Consider the following 19,900-nt stretch of genomic DNA (forward strand, 5'->3'; position numbering starts at 1 on the left):
AGAGGGCCTTCGCAGGTGTCCCCGCCCTCAGATCGGTGTCCCACTACAGCAACGGAATCATCGACTTCGTGGTCCGCCGGGGCGACTGCCCGCCGCTGAGCAGCCTGGTCACCGTGGGCGGCGAGGACATCGCCAACGAGGCGCTGCCCGGCAGCCGGCTGCTGCTGTGCACCCAGGATCTGGGCGCGCTGATGCGGCCGCTGGGCACGGGTGAGCTGATGCGCGTCGTGGTGGCCAACCCGCACGGCGGTCTGTGGGGCGGCCGCGTCAAGGCGGGGGAATACCTGTCAGCACACACCGACACGCACGGCGGGATGCCCGCCGTCGACGAGGCCATGAACGCCCTCGTCTCCGCCATCCGCACCCAGGTGCACCACCTGCCCGACGAGCTGCCCGGCGGTCTCACGGACATGATGGAACCCCTGCCGGAGGACAAGGGGCGGCTGCGGATCGACTTCGGGACGGCGGCGGCCGAGCACGACGGCCCCTCCGAGATGCGGCTGCGGGCCCTGTGGGGCGCGCACGTCAACACCCTGGACCTGCAGTACGCCGCCTACTACCGGGACTGGAAGCTCGTCTGCGCGGGCGACGTCTTCGAGAGTCCCGAACTCGGCCCGCGCTTCCTGGAGACCAGCGTGCGCTCCCGCCGCACGTCCTACCGCGATCTCGCCCAGAGCCTGCGCGGCCATCTCGCCCGGCTGACCGACGCGTTGCGGCTGGTCGTGTCACCACCCGCCGACCGCCTCGTCCTGGACGTCCAGGAGGGCGCCGTGTACGTGATCTGGCTGTCGCCGCGGGACTACGTCCTCGGGGTGACGCTGGACCAGCGGCAGGTCGCCCACGCCGAGAGCCGGCTGCGCCGCCTCGCGGACGCCGTGGGCGCCGTCATGCGGACCGCACCGCACTGACCAGGGCGCCCCACACCTCGTCGGCGAGTGCCTCCACCGCGCGAGCGACGGTCGGCCGGTGCACCGGGCCCGCCCCGCCGAGGGCCTGCACGGGCAGCACCTCCACCGCCGTCTCGTACCCCCGGCAGACCTCGCGCAGCCGCGCCCACTGCTCCTCGCTCGGTACGCCGGCCGAGGCGGCGCGGAACCAGGTGTCCGCCCCCGTACGGAAGGTCTCCGTCAACTGCCGGACCAACGTGGCGCAGCCCAGCGCCGCCAGATCGGACGGACCCGCCCGCAGGACCGGGCCACCGGCCGCGGCACCGCCCGGCGGGCGCCCGGCCAGCCGCTCCACGGACGCGTCCAGCAGCGCGAACACCTCCTCGAACCGGCCCTCGACGGGCTCCGGCAGCGCCGAACGCGCCGGACCGGGCGCCGCGGCGACCAGGTCACGCCGGGCCAGATCGCTCACCGTCCGCCGCAGCTGACCCAGTTGGGCACCGTGCTCACCGAGGGCACTGCGCAACTCGGTGGTCAGCTCGGCGAGATCGGCCTCCTGGCGCAGCTGCGTGAGACGGGCGCGCAGCCGGTCCAGGGCCTGGTTCACGGCCTGCGTGAAGTCGCCCGGACGGTACACCAGGGGCTGTGAGCCCAGCGAGCGCGCCAGCCGGTCCCGCATGGTCCGCGACACAAGGCCGTTGACCACGAGCAGCACCTCGGCCTGCGCCGGGTGCAGGGCACCGCGCAGCGCCCTGACCCGCGCGGTGATGCGTTCCTCGTCGTCGGCGACGAGCACCGACGGGGTCACCACGACGGCGATGTAGGCGTTCGGGACCGGCTCCAGCCAGTACGCCACCGCCAGCGGCCCGTCGGCGTCGGAGCCCCGCCCCGGGACCGGGTCGTGCGACGCGATGCGCCACTGGCCCTCGGCCAGCGCGTCGTGGACCGTGGACACCACCTGGTCCTCGGAGACGTTGTCGTGCAGCTCCCGCACGGCCCGCAGCACCGTCGCGGCACTCACCTCCCGGACCGCGCCGCCGCTGTCCTCGCTCAACTGCCAGGCGTGGTGGCAGGTCTTGAGGATCTCCCGGGGCACCCCGCCGGTGAGCTCCTGGAGGATCCCGACCGACTCGGAGCCGAACGGCGCGGGCCAGCGCTCGATGGGGTCCGCCCCCTCGGACACGTCCGGCGGGGCACCCGAACCGGCGTACTCGGCGACCAGCCGCGCGGTCAGCTCCGCGCCGAACCGGGTCGGCCACAGCTGCACCACCCGCTCGTGCAGGCTCGGCCGGAACGCGTTCAGGCCGCGCGGCGAGGTGCAGAACACCAGCAGACCACCCCGGCTCACATACACGTTGACCAGCCGTTCGAAGGCGTCCACGAACGTACGCCGGGAATCCTCGGGCCAGTCCAGGACCTTCTCCAGGGAGTCGATCAGCAGGACGTACGGTTTGCCCACCCGGCCGTGCAGGAAGCCCTGGACGGCGAGCGCGTCGAAGACCGGGTCGATGCCCGAGACCGCGTCCTTGATGCCGCGTTCCCGCAACTGCTGCGCGGGCTCGTCGCCGCTCAGCCACGCCCACACCATCGAGGTGAACCGGGGGTCCTGGAGCAGGGCGAGCGCGGTGGCGAAACGCCGGTGCTCCGTCACCTCGCCGAGGGTGACGCGCAGATCGGCGTGCATCACCTCGGGGTCGTAGCGCAGGGCGGAGACCACCTTGTCCGGGTCGAGGACCCGGTCGCGCAGCCCGCTGGCGATGTCGTCGAGGGCGATGTCGCCCAGCGGGATGTCGTCCGGCCGGCCGGGGCGCGGATCGGAGCTCTGCTCGCCGACCCGCACCGCCGTCACATACGCGTAGTAGTCCCGGACGAGTTCCTCGAACGCGGCACGCCCCTCCGGGCTGTCCGCCGGGCCCCGCAGCCGGTCGCGGTACATCCGGCCGAAGTCCTGCGCCGGCTCGTCGACGATCCACAGGGCCGGGCCGTCCGGGCGGGCCAGCGCGTTGCAGACCTCCCGGGCCGCATGGGACTTGCCGAGACCGAACTCGCCCACCACGGCGATCGCCCGGCCGCGCCGCCCGCCCCGGGGCCGGTCCCGGAGATAGTCGCGCACCAGGCCCTGGAGCTCGTCGAGGATCCGCGTCGGGACATGGGCGTTGCCCGAGTCCGCGGCCTCGACCGGGGCATCACCGAGGTCCGCCGACGGGCCGAGCCGCACGACCGGCACCAGGGGAAAGGGGTTGCTGTACCAGGTGTCTGCGCTGCTTGCGGCCACGATGGCACTCCTTGCGGGTCCTGTGAGGGCGCGGTCGGGGGTGGGCGTCAGCCGCCGGAGCGGGGCGGGACGGGAGCACGGAGCAGGGCGTCGCGGCCGGCTCGCCGCCGCTGCCAGTGGGGTCTGAGCGCGTCGGCGTCGATCGGCCAGGGGTGCGGCGCGCTGCGCAACGCGTCCGCCGCTGAGTGGAACACCGTCCGCAGTTCGCGTACGTCGGACGGCCGCCATTCGGAGTGTGCCGCCATCAGGGAGCTCCTGTCCGGCTCGACCAGGCCGTTCGCGCCGTCGTCCGACGCCCGGGCGCTGTGGCTGAACCGCCAGATGTCCTCGGAGTTCAGTTCGCGCAGCGCGAGATGGGTGACCGCCGCGGAGTCGCTCAGCGTGGCGGCCACTTCCCTCGCCGTCTCCGCCGCACCGTGGCTCACTTCGACGAACAGTACGATCCGGGTGTGCGCATTGCTCAGGCAGGTGCTCAGGAACCTCGCCCGGAGATCGGCGTCGTTCCACCGTATGTGCGGGATCACCGCCAGGAGCAGCGCGTTGTGCTGCACCAGCAGTTCGCTCATGTCGCTGTAGGCCTGGAAGGGATCCTCTTCCGCGACGATCGACTGCACACGGGCTTCGGGGAAGTCGTGCAGTCGAAGACTCTTCGCGATCTCCCGCCGTATGCGGGCGTTGATCAGACTGGTCGGGGCGAATGCCCCGTCCGGGTCGACGCTGATGCGACGGCCGTCGTTCGCCAGACCCGCGGTCGGCACGCAGACGGGGAGCGGGTCGCCCGCCCAGGCCGCCCCCGCTGCCACCCGCTGCTTCACCTCGTGGATGCACCGGTGGATGAGACTGGTCTTGCCCATGCCGGGAGGTCCGCTGACGATCACCACGCGGCCGTGCCCCGAGCTCCCGTCGAGGAGTTCGCCGAGAGGGGGCCAGCTGCTGCCGAAGCGGTCCAGTTCCTCGCGTGAGTGGTCCACGTCCACCCACTGGTGCAGGTGGTCCGGTTGCTTCCACGGTACGAGGGGATGGTCCGCGCTGAGCGCCGCGCGGGCCTTGCCCTCGGGGCCGCCGGGGTCCGCGCCGTTCGCTCCGTACGGTTTGCGCACACCGTAGGGGTTGGCCCAGTCGGAGCCGGTCATGCGTGCGGTCCTCCGGCGCTGGTGGGACGGTCGCTGCCGCGTGCTCCGGGCAGCCACCACAGGGGCGCCGGGCGTCGCAGATCCGCCACCTCGCGGGTCTGCAGGTCCAGGGTCGTGCGCACGGCGTCCGCCTCGCTCTTTCTCTGGCGCGGCAGCAGGGGTTGCCCGTCCCTGCTGCCCGGCAGTCTGTTCGTCAGGGGAAGGGAATCGGCCAGCCGCCGGGCCGCCTCGCGGCGCGGGGCAGGACCGGGCACCTGGGCGAGGAGACCGGAGAGCGCCTCCCGGGCCCGTGACGCCTCGGCGTGGTCCGTCTCGGGATCCTGTTCGTACGCCGTGAGATACAGCCATGCGATCCTCCGGAATTCCTGCACGGCCGCCGCCAGTTGCCGGTCGCGCGTGCGCCGCTCGGCCGAGATCCGTTCCGTCATTTGTCCGACCAGCGTCAGGGCCGCGCCGGCCGCCAGCAGGTACACCCCGTCGAGGAAAGCGCCCAGTCCGCCGGAGCCGCCCTTGTCCGCGGACGCCCCCGGCGGATCACCCGCCGCGGCCAGGACCGCGTCGCAGACCCGCTCGAAGTCGCCCCGGTGCTTGTCGGCCCAGTCGTCGAGCGACATCACGCCGCCCTCGGGGCCGGGCACCCGGACGGCGTCTCCACCGCCCGCCGGTCCCAACGGGCGCCGCACCACATCCAGTTGTAGCGCGGCGTCCCGGAGTTCGTCCCGGTGCTCGTCGGCCAGGCAGTACACCAGGCGGACATCACCCCTGCCGGTGTCGGCGACGGCCTGCCCGGCGGTGACGGACAGGAGCAGCAGGACGCCGAGCAGGACCGGCTTCCAGCGCGAAGGGGCCTTCCCGCGGGCAACGGCCTCGCTGCGCGGGCCAGGGGAGAGGTGCGCGCAGCCCTGGAGAGTGCGGCTGATCAGGGGGCTCAGCACGCGGGAGCGACTCGGGCAGCGGTCAGGGTCGGGGAAGCCGTCGCGGCGGCCCGGAAAGCCGCGGAGGAGGCGCAGGACGCCGCAGCGCTTCGGGACGTCGCTGAGGGCGCTCGCGACGCCGTGGCGGTACGGGACGCCGTAGTGGTACGGGGCGCCAGAGCGGGTCGGGGCGCCGTCGCGGCTCGGGGCGCCGCGGAAGCGTCCGCCGCGGCGGGGACGTCCCCCGCCGCTCACTCCCCGCTCACCCATCCGGCCTCCCCGTTCCCCTGGCCGCGACCCGTTCGGGACGCCGCACACCCTTCGGTTATGCGGAGGACCGCAGTCCGTCGGCCGCGGCCGGTGCCCCGCCCGGCGTGCCGTCGCCGGGCGCCGGATGCCGGGGGAGACGCTTCTGTCCGGCCGCGGGTTGCCGGCTCTTTCCGGCCCGATGGCGCGACCAGCAGCCGAACGCGATCTGCGCCCCGTAGTGCAGCAGATTCACCGTCACCACGGCCGGGGCGACGATGCCGACCGTCTTGGGGAAGTCGCGTTCCAGGGTGAGGGCGAGCAGCACGGCCGTGAGCCCGTTCTGCTGGCCGATTCCGAGCAGCACCCGGTCCCTTCCGGACAGGCCGCGGACGAAGAGCGGCATCAGCAGCACGGCCACCACCGCCTGCGCGAGGAACGCCGAACCCCCCAGCAGCAGCCCGGGTTTGATCGACACCCCTTGGGCGACGAACAGGCCCAGCAGCACGGTGGCGAGCAGGAAGGCACTGGTCACCGCACGCGCGAGAGGCCGGGCGAACGCCCGCGTCCGCAGAAACAGTCCCGCCACCGCCACGGCCAGCATGAGCATGTTCGCGGCGGCGAGCACCAGCATGACCACGACGATGAGGACGGCGAGCACAGTCGCCGGCCTCCGGGGGCGCGCGAGCCGCTGCTCGGACTCCCGGGCCGGCCACACCCTGCCGCCCGCCCACCACGCCAGCAGGGCGCCGCCCAGCAACAGCGCGTTCAGCGCCAGCCCGAGGGCGTAGCCCTGGGCCCCGCCGCCCACCACCGAGGGGGCGCCCGTGTGCCCGGCCGCCGTGTAGGCGTACCCGGCGACGTACAGCGTCAGCAGCACCGTCATCGGGTCGTCGAAGGAGGCCCACGCCGTGAGCAGGGAGCGGGCGCGCTGCGACATGTACCCGTCTTTGCTGAGCGCGGTCACCGACAGCGGGTCGATCTGCGCGACGACGATGCCGAGGACCAGGTACTCGGGGCGGTCGAAGGCCCAGACCATGACGCCCGAGATCATCGCCGCTTTGAGGACGACGCCCAGCGTCACGGCCGCCACCACGCCCCGCAGGTCACGACGCAGATCCGCGAGATCGATGCCGTACGTGCTGCCGTACAGCCCCACGGCCAGCAGCAGCCCGGTGGCGACCACGTACCCGGTGGTGCAGGCGAGGCGCGTCGGGTCCGCCGCCAGGCCGATCGACGTCCCCACCATCAGCGCGCCCAGCGCTCCGAGCAGAACGGCCGGAACCGCCGGCAGCTTCCGCCGCCGGCCACGGTCGCGTCGGGACCTCTCCACCTGCTCCCCCCATCCCCCGGTGTCACGCCGCGAGCGTAGTCGGGCCGTTGGCACCTCGTGCGCTTATCGATACGGACGTGCAACCGCGAGAGCAATCAAGCGTAGATGTGAGCACTCGGACGGCGTAACACCATTGCAGGCCGTTCCTCTGCACGATGCCCGGTGACGACCGCCGCTGAACGCTCTTCACCCCTGGGGCGGATCCACGGCGCCTCGGCCGGTGCGCCCCGCGTCCGCCCCGCCGCCCTCGGCGGGACCCGGGGCGCCGTCACTTCCGTGGAGCGTGCGCCCCCGGCCCCGGCCGGACATCGGCGTGAACGAGCGGATGGCGGCGCACGCGCCGGTCGGCCGCACCCGGCGTGCACGAGCCGGTGGCCCTGGGCACCCACGAGTCGGGCTCCGGGGCAGCACGGCCGGTGGCCCCACCCACATGACGTGGCCGAGGACGTCACCCACCCCCATGGGCGACGTCCTCGACCGTTCCCCCGGCGCCGGACTGTGGTTCAGGTGCCCGCGCGGCGGATCCGTGCCGTCACCGGCACATCACCGCCGTCCCGCCGCAACCCCGGGCGCAGTGGCGTCCCCGGCGGCACGGCCCTGAGCCGGCGGGCGGTAGCGGGCGGTCATGGGCCACAGCCTGCCCCGCGGCCCGTCCACGGCGCTTGAGTCGGGGGCTACTCAAGTCACCCTGTATCAAAGGTGAGTAGCCGCGCTCATGTCTGTGTGACGACTTACGAGAGGGACGCGAGGACGCCGGAGCCGCCCTGGCCGTTCACCGGGCGGGAGGACGAACTGGAGCTGGTCCGCCGGTCCGCGACCGGCGCCCGGCGCGGCATCGTGGTGACGGGCCCGGCGGGCTTCGGCAAGACCCGCCTCGTCACCGAGGCGATCCGCGGAACCGACTGCGCCCGGGCGGCCGGCACGCCCGAGAGCCGCAGCATCCCCTTCGCGGCGTTCGCCCATCTGCTGCCCGAATCGGTCACGTTGCCCCGCGCGGTCCAGGTACTGGCCGGTGTCCGCACGCTGCTCGTGGACGACGCGCACCTCCTCGACGGCGCCTCCGCCGCCCTGGTCCATCAGCTCGCCGTGCACGGGCGCACCCGGCTGCTGGTCGTCGCCACGGACGGCTCCCCGGTGCCCGGCGCGATCTCCCGGCTGTGGACCGGGGAACTCCTGCCGCGTCTCGTGCTGCAGCCGCTGCCGGAGGAGGAGACCGCCGCCCTGCTCAACTCCGGTGCCGGCCCTCTCGACGCGCTCACCGCGAACCGGCTGCGCCGCCTGTGCCGGGGCGACCTGCGTCTGCTGCGAGGCCTGCTGGGGTCGGTGCGCGGGCTGCTGACCCCCGTACCGGGCACCGGCGAACGGGCGTGGCGGGGCCCGGTCCCGCTGACCCCGGCCGTCCGTGAACGCACCGCTTGCGTCCTCGGCAGGGCCGACCCGTTCGAACGCGACGTCCTCGACCGCCTCGCCTTCGCCGAGCCCTTGCCGCCCGGCCTGGACGAGCTGGGCGAGCCGGATCTCGGGGCCCTCGAAGTGCTGGAGTCCGACGACCTGATCGAGGTCGACGACGAAGGTGCCGTCCGTCTCGCCCACCCTCTGTACGGGCCGGCGCTCCGGGCCGCGGCGGGCCGGTTGCGGGCACGCCGGCTGGCCCGGACGCCGGACGCGTACGCAGCGGCCCTCGACGCCGAGGCGGCGGCCCTGGCCCACCGGATCGAGCAGGCCGACGTACGGGCGACGGCCACCCCGGTGGGGGAGTGGCTGGTCGCCGAGGGCGGCCCGCTGCCGGCCGGGTACGCCGCCGTGCGCGCCCGGTTCGCACGCCTGCGCGGGGAGGTGAGGGAGGCGGCGGCCTGGGCGCGGGAAGGCCTGCGAGGTCATCCCGAGGACGCGTCCTGCCGGACGGAACTCGACCGAGCCGAGGCGACGACGGACGGCCCCGCCGGCCCGCGCCTGGACCGGCAGGCCTTCGCCGACCCCTACGACGCCGTCCGCCTCGGCGCCCCCGAAAGGGCCGTCGACCGGCTCGGCGGCGTCTTCGCCCGGCACGCCGACGCGCTCACCCGCGCCGACGGCCCGGACCTGGACGAGGTGGCCGCGGAACTGGAGCGGCGAGGCTTCCTGCTGTTCGCCGCCGAGGCGTACGCCCAGGCGGTACGCGCCCACCGCGATCCGGGCGCCACCCGGCACTCCCGCACCCGCGCCGTCGCGCTGGCCCGGCGGTGCCAGGGCGCCCGCACCCCCGCACTGTCCGGGCTGGTCCTCGGCGAACTCACCGCCCGGCAACGGCAGATCGTCACCCTCGCCGCGGCCGGCCTGACCAACCGGCAGATCGCCGACCGTCTCACCCTGTCCGTCCGCACCGTCGGCAACCACCTGTACAGCGCCTACGCCCGGCTCGGCACGAGCGACCGCGGCGCCCTGCCGTGGCCGGCCCGGACGCGGGAGGCCCAACCGGCCTAGGGGGTGTTTTGAACGTCCCGCACAGCACCCACGGCACCCGGCACGCACCGGACTTTCAAAACACCCCCTGGTGCCGCACCAGGACCGGCGGCCTGACCCGAACAGGGGACGGGTCAGGCCGCCTCGAAGGACGGCACGGGGGCAGAGCGTCCTGCACGACGGAACGGGTCAGGCCGCCCCGAACGCCGAGAACGCCCACCCCGTGGCCTGGTGCAGCGCGTCACCCGGCAGGGCGGCCCGGGCGTCGCGCAGCGCCTCCGCCAGGGACAGACCGCCGTCGAGGCCCTTGTGCAGCGCCAGCATCAGCGGCACCACCGCGGCGTCGTTCACGGGCGCGCTGCACGCCACCACCCCGGCCGTGCCGAGCGGCAGCAACGCCGTGACCAGGCCCAGCAGTTCGTCCGCGCCGACGGAGGCGAGCCGGGCGGTGTCGCAGCAGGACAGGATGATCCGGTAGGGGCTGCGGTCCAGCCGCTCGAAGTCGTGCACGACGATCGGCCCGTCGGTCATCCGCAGGGACGAGAACAGCGGACTGTCCGCGCGGAACGTGCCGTGCGCCGCGATGTGCGCCAGCGCGGACCCGTCCAGCTCCTCCAGCACCCGCGGCACCCGCGCCTCGTCCTCCTCCAGGACCGTCGCACAGCCGTACCGGCCGGCCAGCTCCGGCACCTCCGCACCGCCCGTCGCCAGGCCCGGGCCGCGCACCAGCACATGACGGCCGTCCGTTGGCGGCGAGGTCCGCCGCGCCCGCAGCCAACTGCCCGCCGACGGCGACACGCTGAGCACCCGCTCCCGCAGCGACGGCAGCAGCGCCCACGGCACCCGGTGCAGCCGCCCCGGCGGCACGATCACCACCGGGCCGCCGCCCAGCTGCGCCGCGGCCGGCCCCAGCAGCAGTTCCTCCAGCCGCCGCCCCGCCGCCTCCACCACCGGGAGCCGGGCCTGTGCCCCGGGGTGGGCCAGCCGCCGCAGCCCGGCCTGCACATGCTCGGCCTCGGTCTCCGCGTCGGCGAGCAGACCGGTCTCGAACCGCCGCACCCGGCCCCGTCCGCACAGCAGCACCTGCACCCGCCCGGCGAGCACGGCGAGCTCCACCATCAGGGCCTCGTCACCCAGCTCCTCCAGCAGCCGGCCGGCGTCGAAGCGGTCCCCGCCACCGGGGGCCTCGCCCCGCATGTGCAGGGTCCGGGAGCGGATCTCCCGCTCCAGGCGCCGTTGTTCGCGCTCCAGCGCCACAACCGGCCGGCCCTCCATCCGGGCGGCCTCCGCTCGCGAGGCGATCTCGCGGAAGGCGGTCATGCCGCTGAGCAGCTCCGGGTCGGCGGGCGGCCTGGTCGGCGGGGCGGACAGCACGGTGGCGCGCCAGCGTTCGCTCCACACCAGCAACCGCCGTGGCCCGCCGGAGACCAGACTCGCCCGCTGCGCCAACGCCGCCAGTTCCGCACCCTGTTCGGTGGCCCGGGCCCGCAGCTCCGAGGCGCCCAGCGTCATCCGGTGATCGTCCAGCACGTCCAGGCCCCGACGGCAGGCCTGCAGCACGCCCCGGGCCGATCCGGCGGCCCGCGCCCGCAGCGCCTGCGCCGCCCAGCCCGTCATCCGCGCCAGCGGCGGACCGCTGCGGCGGCTGCGCGCGGCCACCGCCAAGTGCCGCTCCGCGTCCGCGGTCCACCCCAGATCCAGCGCGATCCGGCCTGCGAGCAGCGACGCCTCCGGCGCGGCCGGGGCGCCGAACGACGCCAGCGTCCCGGCCACCGCGGCGGCGTCGGCGACCAGCCGCCCCGAGCCGCGCCCGGCCGCGTACCGCGCCTCGATCAGCACCAGCCGGGCGTGCGCCTCCCACCAGGAGCGCCGCTGTCCCGCGAACAGCCGTACCGCGAGGGCGGCACGGGCGATCGCCGTGTGCTGGTCGCCCGCCGAACGGGCCGCCCGCGCGGCGGCCAGCAGGAGTTCCGCCTTGCGGGTGGACTGCCCGCCGATCCCGTCCAGCCTCCCGGTCGCCGCGTCCGCCTCGGCCAGCGCCTCCGGGGCGAGGCCGGCCGCCATCAGCACCTCGCAGCGCCGGATGTTCAGCATGAACGTCGGTGTGCCGAGCCGCGCGTAGCGCTCCTCCGCCTCGTCCAGCAGCCGCAGCGCCGCCGGTACGTCACCCGACCGGAACGCCGCCAGGCCGCGGCTCTCCACCGCGTCCGCCTTGTCGTGCTCCTGGCCGGTGGTGTCCCACAGCGCCTCGGCCGCGGTGAAGTCCGCCTCGGCCCGCTCCACCGAGCCCAGCGCCAGGTGCACGGTGGCCCGCAGGGTCAGCGCCCGCGCCGTCCAGATCACGTCGTCCGCCTGCCGCAGCACGGGCACCGCCCGGCGCACGTCCTCCAGCGCCTCGCGATGGTGACCGAGCACCCACCACACGTAGGCCCGCCGGTACAGCACCCGCGCCCTGGTGTGCCCGCCGCCGCGCGCCACACCCCGCTCGAACGCGGCCAGGCCCTCCCGGGTGCGGCCCGCGTGCACCAGCGCCACGCCCAGCGTGGCCAGCACGTCCGCCTCGCGGTCGGCCGAGTCGGCACGCGCCGCGCACGCCCGGGCCCGCCGCAGGTGGTGCAGCGCGAGCCGCAGGTCGCCGAAGTCCCGCTGCCAGATGCCGATCACCTGGTGGGCCACGGAGGCGTCCAGCGGGGAGGCGTCGGCGTCGAGCAGGGCCCGGGCCCTCGCGAGCGCCTCACCCGGGTCGGCGAACACCATCGGCAGCAGTTCCGTCACCGCGTCGCTTCCCGCTGTCACTCCTCGGATGGTAGTGGTCCCGCAGCGCCCCACACAGGTGCGGCGCTGTATCAAGCGGCGGCCCGGCGGCTCTCGTTGACGACCGCTCAGCGGCACCCACCGACGCCGTCGCACCAACGGGAGGATCCGGCATGGCACCTCAGCGTTTCCACGAGCAGTTCGACCACATCCAGCGCTCGATGCCGGACGTCCCGCTGGCGATGGGCCCGGACGACTCGGCGGAGTTCCTGTACGAGAAGGGCGTGGTCCTCGTCCGCGACGGCGAGGAGGCCCGGATCGTCGAGGACACGGTGCGGGCCCACTTCACGGCGGCGCCCGACCTCGACCAGGAGCAGGTACGCCGCGCGGGCCCGCGGACCAGCCGCAGCGGCATCACCCGCATCCGCGTCGGCGACCCGGGCGAGGGCGGCCGGGACGCCGACCGCACCGTCGCCCACGCGCTGCGCTCCGTACGGGAACACGAGTCCCGGGCCGGGCACCGGATGGTCGCCCGCAACCACGTGGTGCACATCGCGGTCAACGCCTGCCCCGGTGACGAGCCCGTCCCCGTCCCGCTCGGCGAGCCGCCCAACCCCGCCGCCGCGGACACCCCCCACGACCCGGACACCGCCGTCGGCGTCCTCGTCGTCGACACCGGCCTCGTGCACGACTACCGCTCCTGCGCCCTGCTCGGCCACACCGGCGGTGACGCCCAGCTCCAGGAGTGCGACGAGCGGGGCATCCTCCAGCAGTACGTGGGACACGGCACGTTCATCGCCGGGCTCCTCGCGGCCGTGGCGCCCAACACCGACATCACCGTGCGCGGCACCCTCAACGACGCGGGCGCCGTCCTGGAGTCGGAGTTCGGCGAGAAGCTCTTCGAGGCAGTCGACGCCAGCGGCTGGCCGGACGTCCTCAGCCTCTCCGCCGGCACCTCCAACGGCCGCACCGACGGCCTGCTCGGCGTCGAGAACTTCATGCGGGAACTGCGCGAGCAGCGCACCCTGCTGGTCGCCGCCGCCGGCAACAACGGCAGCGCCGCCCCCTTCTGGCCCGCCGCCTACGCCGATCTGCCCGGCTGGGAGGACTCCGTGCTGTCGGTCGGCGCCCTGCGCAGCGACGGCGAGTTCGGCGCCTGCTTCACCAACCACGGTCCCTGGGTGAAGGTCTACGCCCCCGGAGAGCGCCTCACCAGCGCCCTCACCGGCTTCGACGCGCCCGTCCCGTACGTGTACCAGCACTCCACGTACGACGCCTGCCGCTACGGCTTCTCCTACGGCTGCACCTGCCGGCACCCCCGCCACAGCGGCGTGCTGAGCGACGAGGGCAACGCCGCCAAGCCGGACCAGGTGATGTTCGAGGGGTACGCGCAGTGGAGCGGCACCTCCTTCGCCACCCCCGTGACCGCGGGCCTGGTGGCCGCCCACATGACGGCACACAAGGAGACCGACCCACGCGCGGCCCGGCGGCAACTCCTCGCCTCGAACGTGGAGTTCGCGGAAGTGCGGGGCGCGCACGTCCCGGCGCTCCGTCCCTCCACCTGGCGTCCGGTCCCGGCCGTGCGCCTGGGCCCCGGGCTGTGAGGACCGAAGCCGCCCCCGCCACGGCGTACGATGACCTGCCGTACTCGAGGGGTGGGGCTGCCGTGGACCGTACTGATGCCGGCGCGCTCGTCCGGGCGGCAGCCGACGGCGACGCGGCGGCCTGGAAGGCGCTCGTGGAGGGGCTGAGTCCGCTGGTGTGGTCCGTCGTGCGGGCCCACCGTCTCAGCGACGCCGACGCCCACGAGGTGTACCAGACGGCCTGGTTCCGCTTCGCCCAGCACCTCGGTCGGATCCGTGAGCCCGACAAGGCGGGAGCGTGGCTGGCGAGCACCGCGCGCCACGAGTGTCTGAAGGTCATCCGCAGTGCGCGGCGACTGACCCTGACGGACGATCCGCGGCTCCTGGACCGGGCCAGCGAGGACGGCACGCCGGAACAGTCGCTGCTCGACTCCGAGGAGGCCGCAGCGCAGAGCGAACGCGTGCGGCGGCTGTGGCAGGAGTTCGAGGAACTGGGCGAGCGGTGCAGGCAGTTGCTGCGCGTGCTGATGGCCACACCGCCGCCCAGCTACCACGACGTGTCCGCCGCGCTGGGGATCGCGGTGGGCAGCATCGGGCCGCTGCGCCAGCGCTGTCTGCGGCGTCTGCGGGCCCGGCTCGAGGCCCGGGGGGCGATGTGAGCGACCGACACGACGACGACCTCTTCGGCGAAGAGGACTTCGACGACCGCGAGTTCGACGACGAACTCCTGGAGGAGGAGCTGCGGCGGGCCGCGGCAGTCCTCGACCCGGTACCGGCGGAGCTCCAGCAGATCGCCCTCGACGCCTTCGCGCTGCACGACCTGGAGGCGCGTGTGGCCGAGCTGACCTTCGACTCGCTCGTCGACGCCCTGCCGGTCCGGGGTGTCGCCGACGTGCCCCGGATGCTGACCTTCCAGGCGGGCGAGGTGACCGTCGACGTCGAGGTGAGCGCGCAGGGACTCATGGGACAGGTGCTGCCGCCCCGGCCGGCCCGGATCGAGATCCTCGGCGGGCCGCGGCCCGGCTCCCCGCTCACCTGTGACGACCTGGGCCGCTTCACCGCCGACGTGCCGCTGTCCGGCCCGTTCGCCCTGCGGCTGCGGGCCGGCGGGGACGTGGTGGTGACGGAGTGGCTCCGGGCGTAGGCCGTGTCCGTGAGGGCGACGTCGACGCGATGCGGTGTCGACCGGCCAGGCCCTCCGCCGAGCCGCTCAGCGTGACGCGATGTCGACCGGCCGGGCCGCCTACCGCCGGGCCGCTCAGCGTGACGCGGCGTCGACCGGCCGGGCCGCCTACCGCCGGGCCGCTCAGCGTGACGCGGCGTCGACCAGCCGGGCCAGCGCCGCGCCGAGCCGCTCCAGCCCTGGCCCGGCCGGACCGCCCGGCTCCGTCATGTAGGTGTCCCGGCGGATCTCCACCATGAGCGCGCTCACCTCGGGGCGTGTCCCGTGGAACTCCAGCGGGACGTAGGCCCCGGCGAACGGGGTGTCGAGCTGCGTCTCGCCGAACGCCTCCCGGGCCGCGTTGAGCAGCGCGGGCGGTGTGTGGAAGGAGTCGGTGCCGAGGCAGACCGGCGGGCGCGGCCCCTCACCGTGCAGTTCGTACGGCAGCCTCCGGCTCGGGTAGGAGTGCACGTCGATGATCACGGCCCGCCCGGTGGCGTCCAGCCGGTCCGCCACGGCCTCGGTCATCGCCCGGGCGTACGGCTCGAAGTACCGCTGAACGAGCGGCGCGGCATCTGCGCCCTCGGGCCGCAGCGCGTCACCGTGCGTGGTCCGTGTGTAGACCGCCCCCATCCCGACCGCGAGCATTTCCTCCCGCTCGTCCGGAAACCGCTCCGGATCGGCGACCAGTCGCGACAGCCGATTGACGAACCGCCACGGTGTGAGGCCCGCCGACCCGGCCGCCGCCTCGGCGATCCGGTCCGTGTGCGCGTCCGTGATGAGGTCCAGCTCCCGCGCCAACTCCTCGTCGCCGAGCACGATCCCCGCCCGCACGGCGTCCGGTGTCTCCCGCGCGGAGTGCGGCACATGCAGGATCACCGGCGAGCGCCCGTCACCCGGCAGCAGCTCGAAGGAGTCCGGGGCGTCGTTCACGAGGCGGCTCCAGGTGGCGTCGTTGCAGTGGTGTGCGGAGAGATCAAGGTGCCACATGAGGGCCCGGGCGCGGGCCGCACATGCCTCCGCCCCGACCGGACGTCGTGCCGGACGGGGCGGAGGGGGCGGGCCGTCGGGCCCGGGTGCGTCAGCTCAGGGACGCCAGGGCCTCGTTCCACGTGGCGGACGGGCGCATGGCCTCCGCGGCCTTCGCCGGGTCGGGCTGGTAGTAGCCGCCGATGTCGACCGGCTTGCCCTGGGCGCCGACCAGCTCGTCGACGATGCGCTGCTCGTTCGCGGCGAGCGTCTCGGCGAGCGGGGTGAAGGCCTTCGCCAGGTCCGCGTCGTCGGTCTGCCGGGCCAGCTCCTGCGCCCAGTACAGGGACAGGAAGAAGTGGCTGCCACGGTTGTCGATGCCGCCGACGCGACGGGTCGGGGACTTGTCCTCCTCGAGGAAGGTCGCCGTGGCGCGGTCCAGCGTGTCGGCCAGGACCTGGGCGCGGGCGTTGCCCGCCACCTTCGCGAGCTGCTCGAAGGAGGGCACCAGGGCGAAGAACTCACCGAGGGAGTCCCAGCGCAGGTAGTTCTCCCTGACCAGCTGCTGGACGTGCTTCGGTGCCGAGCCGCCCGCACCCGTCTCGAACAGGCCGCCGCCCGCCATCAGCGGGACGACCGACAGCATCTTGGCGCTGGTGCCCAGCTCCAGGATCGGGAACAGGTCGGTCAGGTAGTCGCGCAGGACGTTGCCGGTGACGGAGATCGTGTTCTCGCCGCGGCGGATGCGCTCCACCGACAGCTTCGTCGCCTCGACCGGGTTGAGGATCCGGATGTCCAGGCCCTCGGTGTCGTGCTCGGCGAGGTACGTGTTGACCTTCGCGATCAGGTTGGCGTCGTGCGCGCGGGTCTCGTCCAGCCAGAACACCGCCGGGTCGCCGGTGGCGCGGGCGCGGGTGACGGCCAGCTTCACCCAGTCCTTGATCGGCGCGTCCTTGGTCTGGCAGGCGCGGAAGATGTCACCGGCCGAGACGGTCTGCTCGATGAGCGCGGTGCCGCCCGCGTCGACCAGGCGGACCGTGCCCGTGGTGGCGATCTCGAACGTCTTGTCGTGGCTGCCGTACTCCTCGGCCTTCTGCGCCATGAGGCCGACGTTCGGCACCGTGCCCATGGTGGACGGGTCGAAGGCGCCGTTGGCCCGGCAGTCCTCGATCACGGCCTGGTAGACGCCCGCGTAGGAGGAGTCCGGGATGACCGCGAGGGCGTCGTGCTCCTGCCCGTCCGGGCCCCACATGTGGCCGGAGGTGCGGATCATGGCCGGCATGGAGGCGTCGATGATGACGTCCGAGGGCACGTGCAGGTTGGTGATGCCCTTGTCGGAGTCGACCATCGCCAGCTCCGGGCCCTCGGCGAGCTCGGCGTCGAAGGAGGCCTTGATCTCGGCGCCCTCCGGCAGGGCGTCCAGCCCCTTCCAGATGCCGCCCAGACCGTCGTTCGGGGTCAGGCCGGCCGCGGCGAGCTTGTCGCCGAACCGCGCGAACGTCTTCGGGAAGAAGGCGCGCACCACGTGGCCGAAGACGATCGGGTCGGAGACCTTCATCATCGTCGCCTTCAGGTGCACCGAGAACAGCACGCCCTGGGCCTTGGCCTCGGCGACCTGAGCGGTCAGGAACTCGCGCAGCGCCGCCACGCGCATCACGGAGGCGTCGACGACCTCGCCGGCGAGCACGGGTACCGACTCGCGCAGCACCGTGGTGGTGCCGTCGTCGCCGACCAGCTCGATGCGCAGCGCGCCGTCCTCGGCGATCACGACGGACTTCTCGGTGGAGCGGAAGTCGTTCTGGCCCATGGTCGCCACGTTGGTCTTGGACTCGGCGGTCCAGGCGCCCATGCGGTGCGGGTGGGACTTGGCGTAGTTCTTGACCGAGGCGGGGGCGCGCCGGTCGGAGTTGCCCTCACGCAGGACCGGGTTCACCGCGGAACCCTTGACCTTGTCGTAGCGGGCGCGGATCTCGCGCTCCTCGTCGGTCTTCGGGTCGTCCGGGTAGTCCGGCAGCGCGTAGCCCTGGCCCTGCAGCTCGGCGACGGCGGCCTTGAGCTGGGGGATGGACGCCGAGATGTTCGGCAGCTTGATGATGTTGGCGGCGGGCGTCTTGGCGAGCTCGCCGAGCTCCGCGAGGGCGTCCGGGATGCGCTGGTCCTCGGTGAGGTACTCCGGGAACACGGCGATGATGCGCCCGGCCAGCGAGATGTCGCGGGTCTCCACAGCGACACCCGCCTGCGAGGCGTACGCCCGGACCACCGGCAGGAAGGAATACGTCGCCAGTGCGGGGGCCTCGTCAGTGTGCGTATAGATGATGGTCGAGTCAGTCACCGGGTGCTCCGCTCCACGTCTGCAACATTGCTCGACATCAAGATATCTCGTGAGCGACCTCGTCTCGACAGGGGTCCGCGACCAGTTTCGTGCAACCGATCGCTCCGTTGCCGAGTCCTGGAGAGAGATCACTCACTCCAAGCCACGGCCGGAACTGACCACCCGGCCCTCCGAGCGAAGGCTGACCATGAGATATCGCACCAGAGTGACGGCCCCGGCGGCCGCCCTGATCGGCACGGCGGCGGCACTGACCACGGGGATCCCGGCCCAGGCGGCCCCCGGCACCGGGGCCACCCCGGGCGCCGAGACCCTCGGCGACCCCGTCTACCCCGCCCTCGGCAACGACGGATACCGCGTCTCGGCGTACCACCTCGACGTCGCCTACGACGCCACGACCAAGCTCGTCGAGGCCACCGCGACCCTGACCATCCGCACCACCCAGGCCCTGAGCCGCTTCTCCCTGGACGCGCGCGACCTGGACATACGCTCCGTCCGCGTCGGCGGCCGCACGGCCGCCTTCGAGCAGGTGGCCGACAAGCTGCGGATCACCCCCGCCCGTCCGCTCCCGGCGAAGGCCCGGACCACGGTGTGCGTGGCCTACGGCGCCGACCCGCGCCGGACCCCGCCGCCCGCCGGCGGCTGGGTGGCCACCCCCGACGGATTCGCGGTGTGCGGCCAGCCGGACGTGGCGCACACCGTCTTCCCCTGCAACGACCACCCCTCCGACAAGGCCGACTTCACCTTCCGGATCACCGTGCCCGCCGGGCTGCGGGGCGTCGCCAGCGGCCGGCTGGTGCGCACCGAGCAGCTGTCCGGCGACCGGACCGCGTACACGTACCGCTCCCGCTCGCCGATCGCCACCGAGGTGGTGCAGATCACCGTCGGCGACTACGTGATCAAGGACCGGCAGGGCCCGCACGGCCTGCCGCTGCGCGACGTCGTGCCCGTCGCCCGGGCCGCCGCCCTGGAACCGGCCCTGGCGCTCACTCCGGCCCTGGTGGCGTGGGTGGAGCAGCGGCTCGGCGCCTACCCCTTCGAGACGTACGGCCTGCTGCCCTGCAACAACGACGCCTCGAACGCCTTCGACTTCACCGGCCTGGAGACCCAGACCCTCACGCTCTACAAGCCGAACTACCTCCTCCAGGAGGAGAGCAAGATCGGCTCGCACATGATGCACGAGCTGGTCCACTCCTACTTCGGCAACAGTGTCACTCCCGCCACCTGGGCCGACCTGTGGCTGAACGAGGGCCACGCCGACTTCTACGGCCTGCTCTACCGCTACGAGCGCGGCTGGGCCGATTCGCTTGGCATGACCACGCTGGAAGCGCGCATGAAGTACACCTACGCCCTGGGCGACCAGTGGCGTCGCGACTCCGGGCCGGTGGCGGCGCCCAACGCGGCCAACCTGTTCGACGGCCAGCGCTACGTGGGCGGCGTGCTCGTGCTCTACGCGCTGCGGCAGCAGGTCGGCGAGGCGGCCTTCACGGCCCTGGAGCGCACCTTCCTGGAGCGGTACCGCGACTCCACCGCCTCCACCGAGGACTACATCGCCGTCGCCTCGGAGATCTCCGGGCAGGACCTCGGCGGCTTCCTGCGGGACTGGCTGTACGGCACGAAGACGCCACGGATGCCGGGGCACCCGGACTGGACCGTGACGCCGGTGACGGCGTCCCTCGCGGCGCCGCGCGACCGGAGGAACAGCCACCACCACGAGAACTCCGCCACGCTGTGAGGAACCGGGGCGGGGACGGCCCGCGCCGGGGCCGCCGCCCCCGCGGCCCCCACCCCCCCCCGCGCCGCCCCGGGCGACACGGCGGGGGGGAGGCAGCCCCCCCCGGACACCCCCGGGCCCCGCGGCGCGGGGGTGGGC

At 73.9% G+C, this 19,900-nt stretch carries 13 protein-coding genes; 6 read left to right on the forward strand and 7 right to left on the reverse strand.

The window, feature by feature from the left end; genetic code table 11:
- The first annotated feature begins 35 nt into the window (after positions 1–35).
- Complete coding sequence (locus ACFCXS_RS16160; protein ID WP_376643907.1) at positions 36–908, forward strand: hypothetical protein; 873 nt, start codon at positions 36–38, stop codon at positions 906–908.
- Here ACFCXS_RS16160 and ACFCXS_RS16165 read toward each other — a convergent pair.
- Genes ACFCXS_RS16165 through ACFCXS_RS16180 form a run of 4 tightly spaced genes read right to left on the reverse strand, consistent with a single transcriptional unit; the run spans position 886 to position 6,788 of the window.
- Positions 886–3,162, reverse strand: coding sequence for a hypothetical protein (locus tag ACFCXS_RS16165; RefSeq protein ID WP_376643908.1), 2,277 nt, complete (start codon positions 3,160–3,162; stop codon positions 886–888). The two genes, ACFCXS_RS16160 and ACFCXS_RS16165, sit on opposite strands and share 23 nt — an antisense overlap.
- Positions 3,163–3,209: 47 nt before the next feature.
- Positions 3,210–4,295 carry an ATP-binding protein gene (locus ACFCXS_RS16170; protein WP_376643909.1) on the reverse strand — a complete coding sequence of 362 codons (1,086 nt, stop codon included), beginning with the start codon at positions 4,293–4,295 and terminating at the stop codon, positions 3,210–3,212.
- The gene (locus ACFCXS_RS16175) at positions 4,292–5,479 is read right to left on the reverse strand and encodes a hypothetical protein (protein ID WP_376643910.1); all 1,188 of its coding nucleotides are present in this window, start codon (positions 5,477–5,479) and stop codon (positions 4,292–4,294) included. Before ACFCXS_RS16175 ends, ACFCXS_RS16170 begins: the two co-directional genes overlap by 4 nt.
- Before the next feature lie 55 nt (positions 5,480–5,534).
- Positions 5,535–6,788: a hypothetical protein gene (locus tag ACFCXS_RS16180; RefSeq protein WP_376643912.1), complete on the reverse strand. Its 1,254-nt coding sequence runs from the start codon at positions 6,786–6,788 to the stop codon at positions 5,535–5,537.
- Between the two features lie 723 nt (positions 6,789–7,511).
- Here ACFCXS_RS16180 and ACFCXS_RS16185 point away from each other — a divergent pair.
- Positions 7,512–9,251, forward strand: coding sequence for a LuxR C-terminal-related transcriptional regulator (locus tag ACFCXS_RS16185; RefSeq protein WP_376643913.1), 1,740 nt, complete (start codon positions 7,512–7,514; stop codon positions 9,249–9,251).
- Positions 9,252–9,419: 168 nt separating this feature from the next.
- Here ACFCXS_RS16185 and ACFCXS_RS16190 read toward each other — a convergent pair whose 3' ends face one another.
- Complete coding sequence (locus ACFCXS_RS16190) at positions 9,420–11,987, reverse strand: CHAT domain-containing protein (RefSeq protein WP_376644244.1); 2,568 nt, start codon at positions 11,985–11,987, stop codon at positions 9,420–9,422.
- Positions 11,988–12,157: 170 nt separating this feature from the next.
- Here ACFCXS_RS16190 and ACFCXS_RS16195 point away from each other — a divergent pair, with 170 nt between their 5' ends.
- The 3 genes from ACFCXS_RS16195 (at position 12,158) to ACFCXS_RS16205 (ending at position 14,711) form a co-directional block, all read left to right on the forward strand.
- Complete coding sequence (locus ACFCXS_RS16195) at positions 12,158–13,588, forward strand: S8/S53 family peptidase (protein WP_376643915.1); 1,431 nt, start codon at positions 12,158–12,160, stop codon at positions 13,586–13,588.
- Between the two features lie 62 nt (positions 13,589–13,650).
- Positions 13,651–14,226: an RNA polymerase sigma factor gene (locus ACFCXS_RS16200; RefSeq protein ID WP_376643917.1), complete on the forward strand. Its 576-nt coding sequence runs from the start codon at positions 13,651–13,653 to the stop codon at positions 14,224–14,226.
- Positions 14,223–14,711, forward strand: a complete 489-nt coding sequence (locus tag ACFCXS_RS16205; RefSeq protein WP_376643918.1) for a hypothetical protein — start codon at positions 14,223–14,225, stop codon at positions 14,709–14,711. Before ACFCXS_RS16200 ends, ACFCXS_RS16205 begins: the two co-directional genes overlap by 4 nt.
- A gap of 162 nt (positions 14,712–14,873) precedes the next feature.
- Here ACFCXS_RS16205 and ACFCXS_RS16210 read toward each other — a convergent pair whose 3' ends face one another.
- A complete protein-coding gene (locus tag ACFCXS_RS16210) occupies positions 14,874–15,662 on the reverse strand; it encodes an N-formylglutamate amidohydrolase (RefSeq protein WP_376643919.1) in 789 nt (262 codons plus the stop codon).
- 148 nt (positions 15,663–15,810) lie between these two features.
- On the reverse strand, positions 15,811–18,030 hold the full coding sequence (locus tag ACFCXS_RS16215) for an NADP-dependent isocitrate dehydrogenase (protein WP_376643920.1): 2,220 nt from the start codon (positions 18,028–18,030) through the stop codon (positions 15,811–15,813).
- A 187-nt stretch (positions 18,031–18,217) separates the two neighbouring features.
- On the opposite strand from ACFCXS_RS16215, the gene ACFCXS_RS16220 reads away from it, so the two are divergent.
- Positions 18,218–19,762 (forward strand): M1 family metallopeptidase, encoded by a 1,545-nt coding sequence (locus ACFCXS_RS16220; RefSeq protein ID WP_376643922.1) that lies wholly within the window; start codon positions 18,218–18,220, stop codon positions 19,760–19,762.
- The last annotated feature ends 138 nt before the right edge of the window (positions 19,763–19,900 follow it).

Source organism: Streptomyces sp. NPDC056373, assembly GCF_042262425.1.
Classification (GTDB): Bacteria; Actinomycetota; Actinomycetes; order Streptomycetales; family Streptomycetaceae; genus Streptomyces.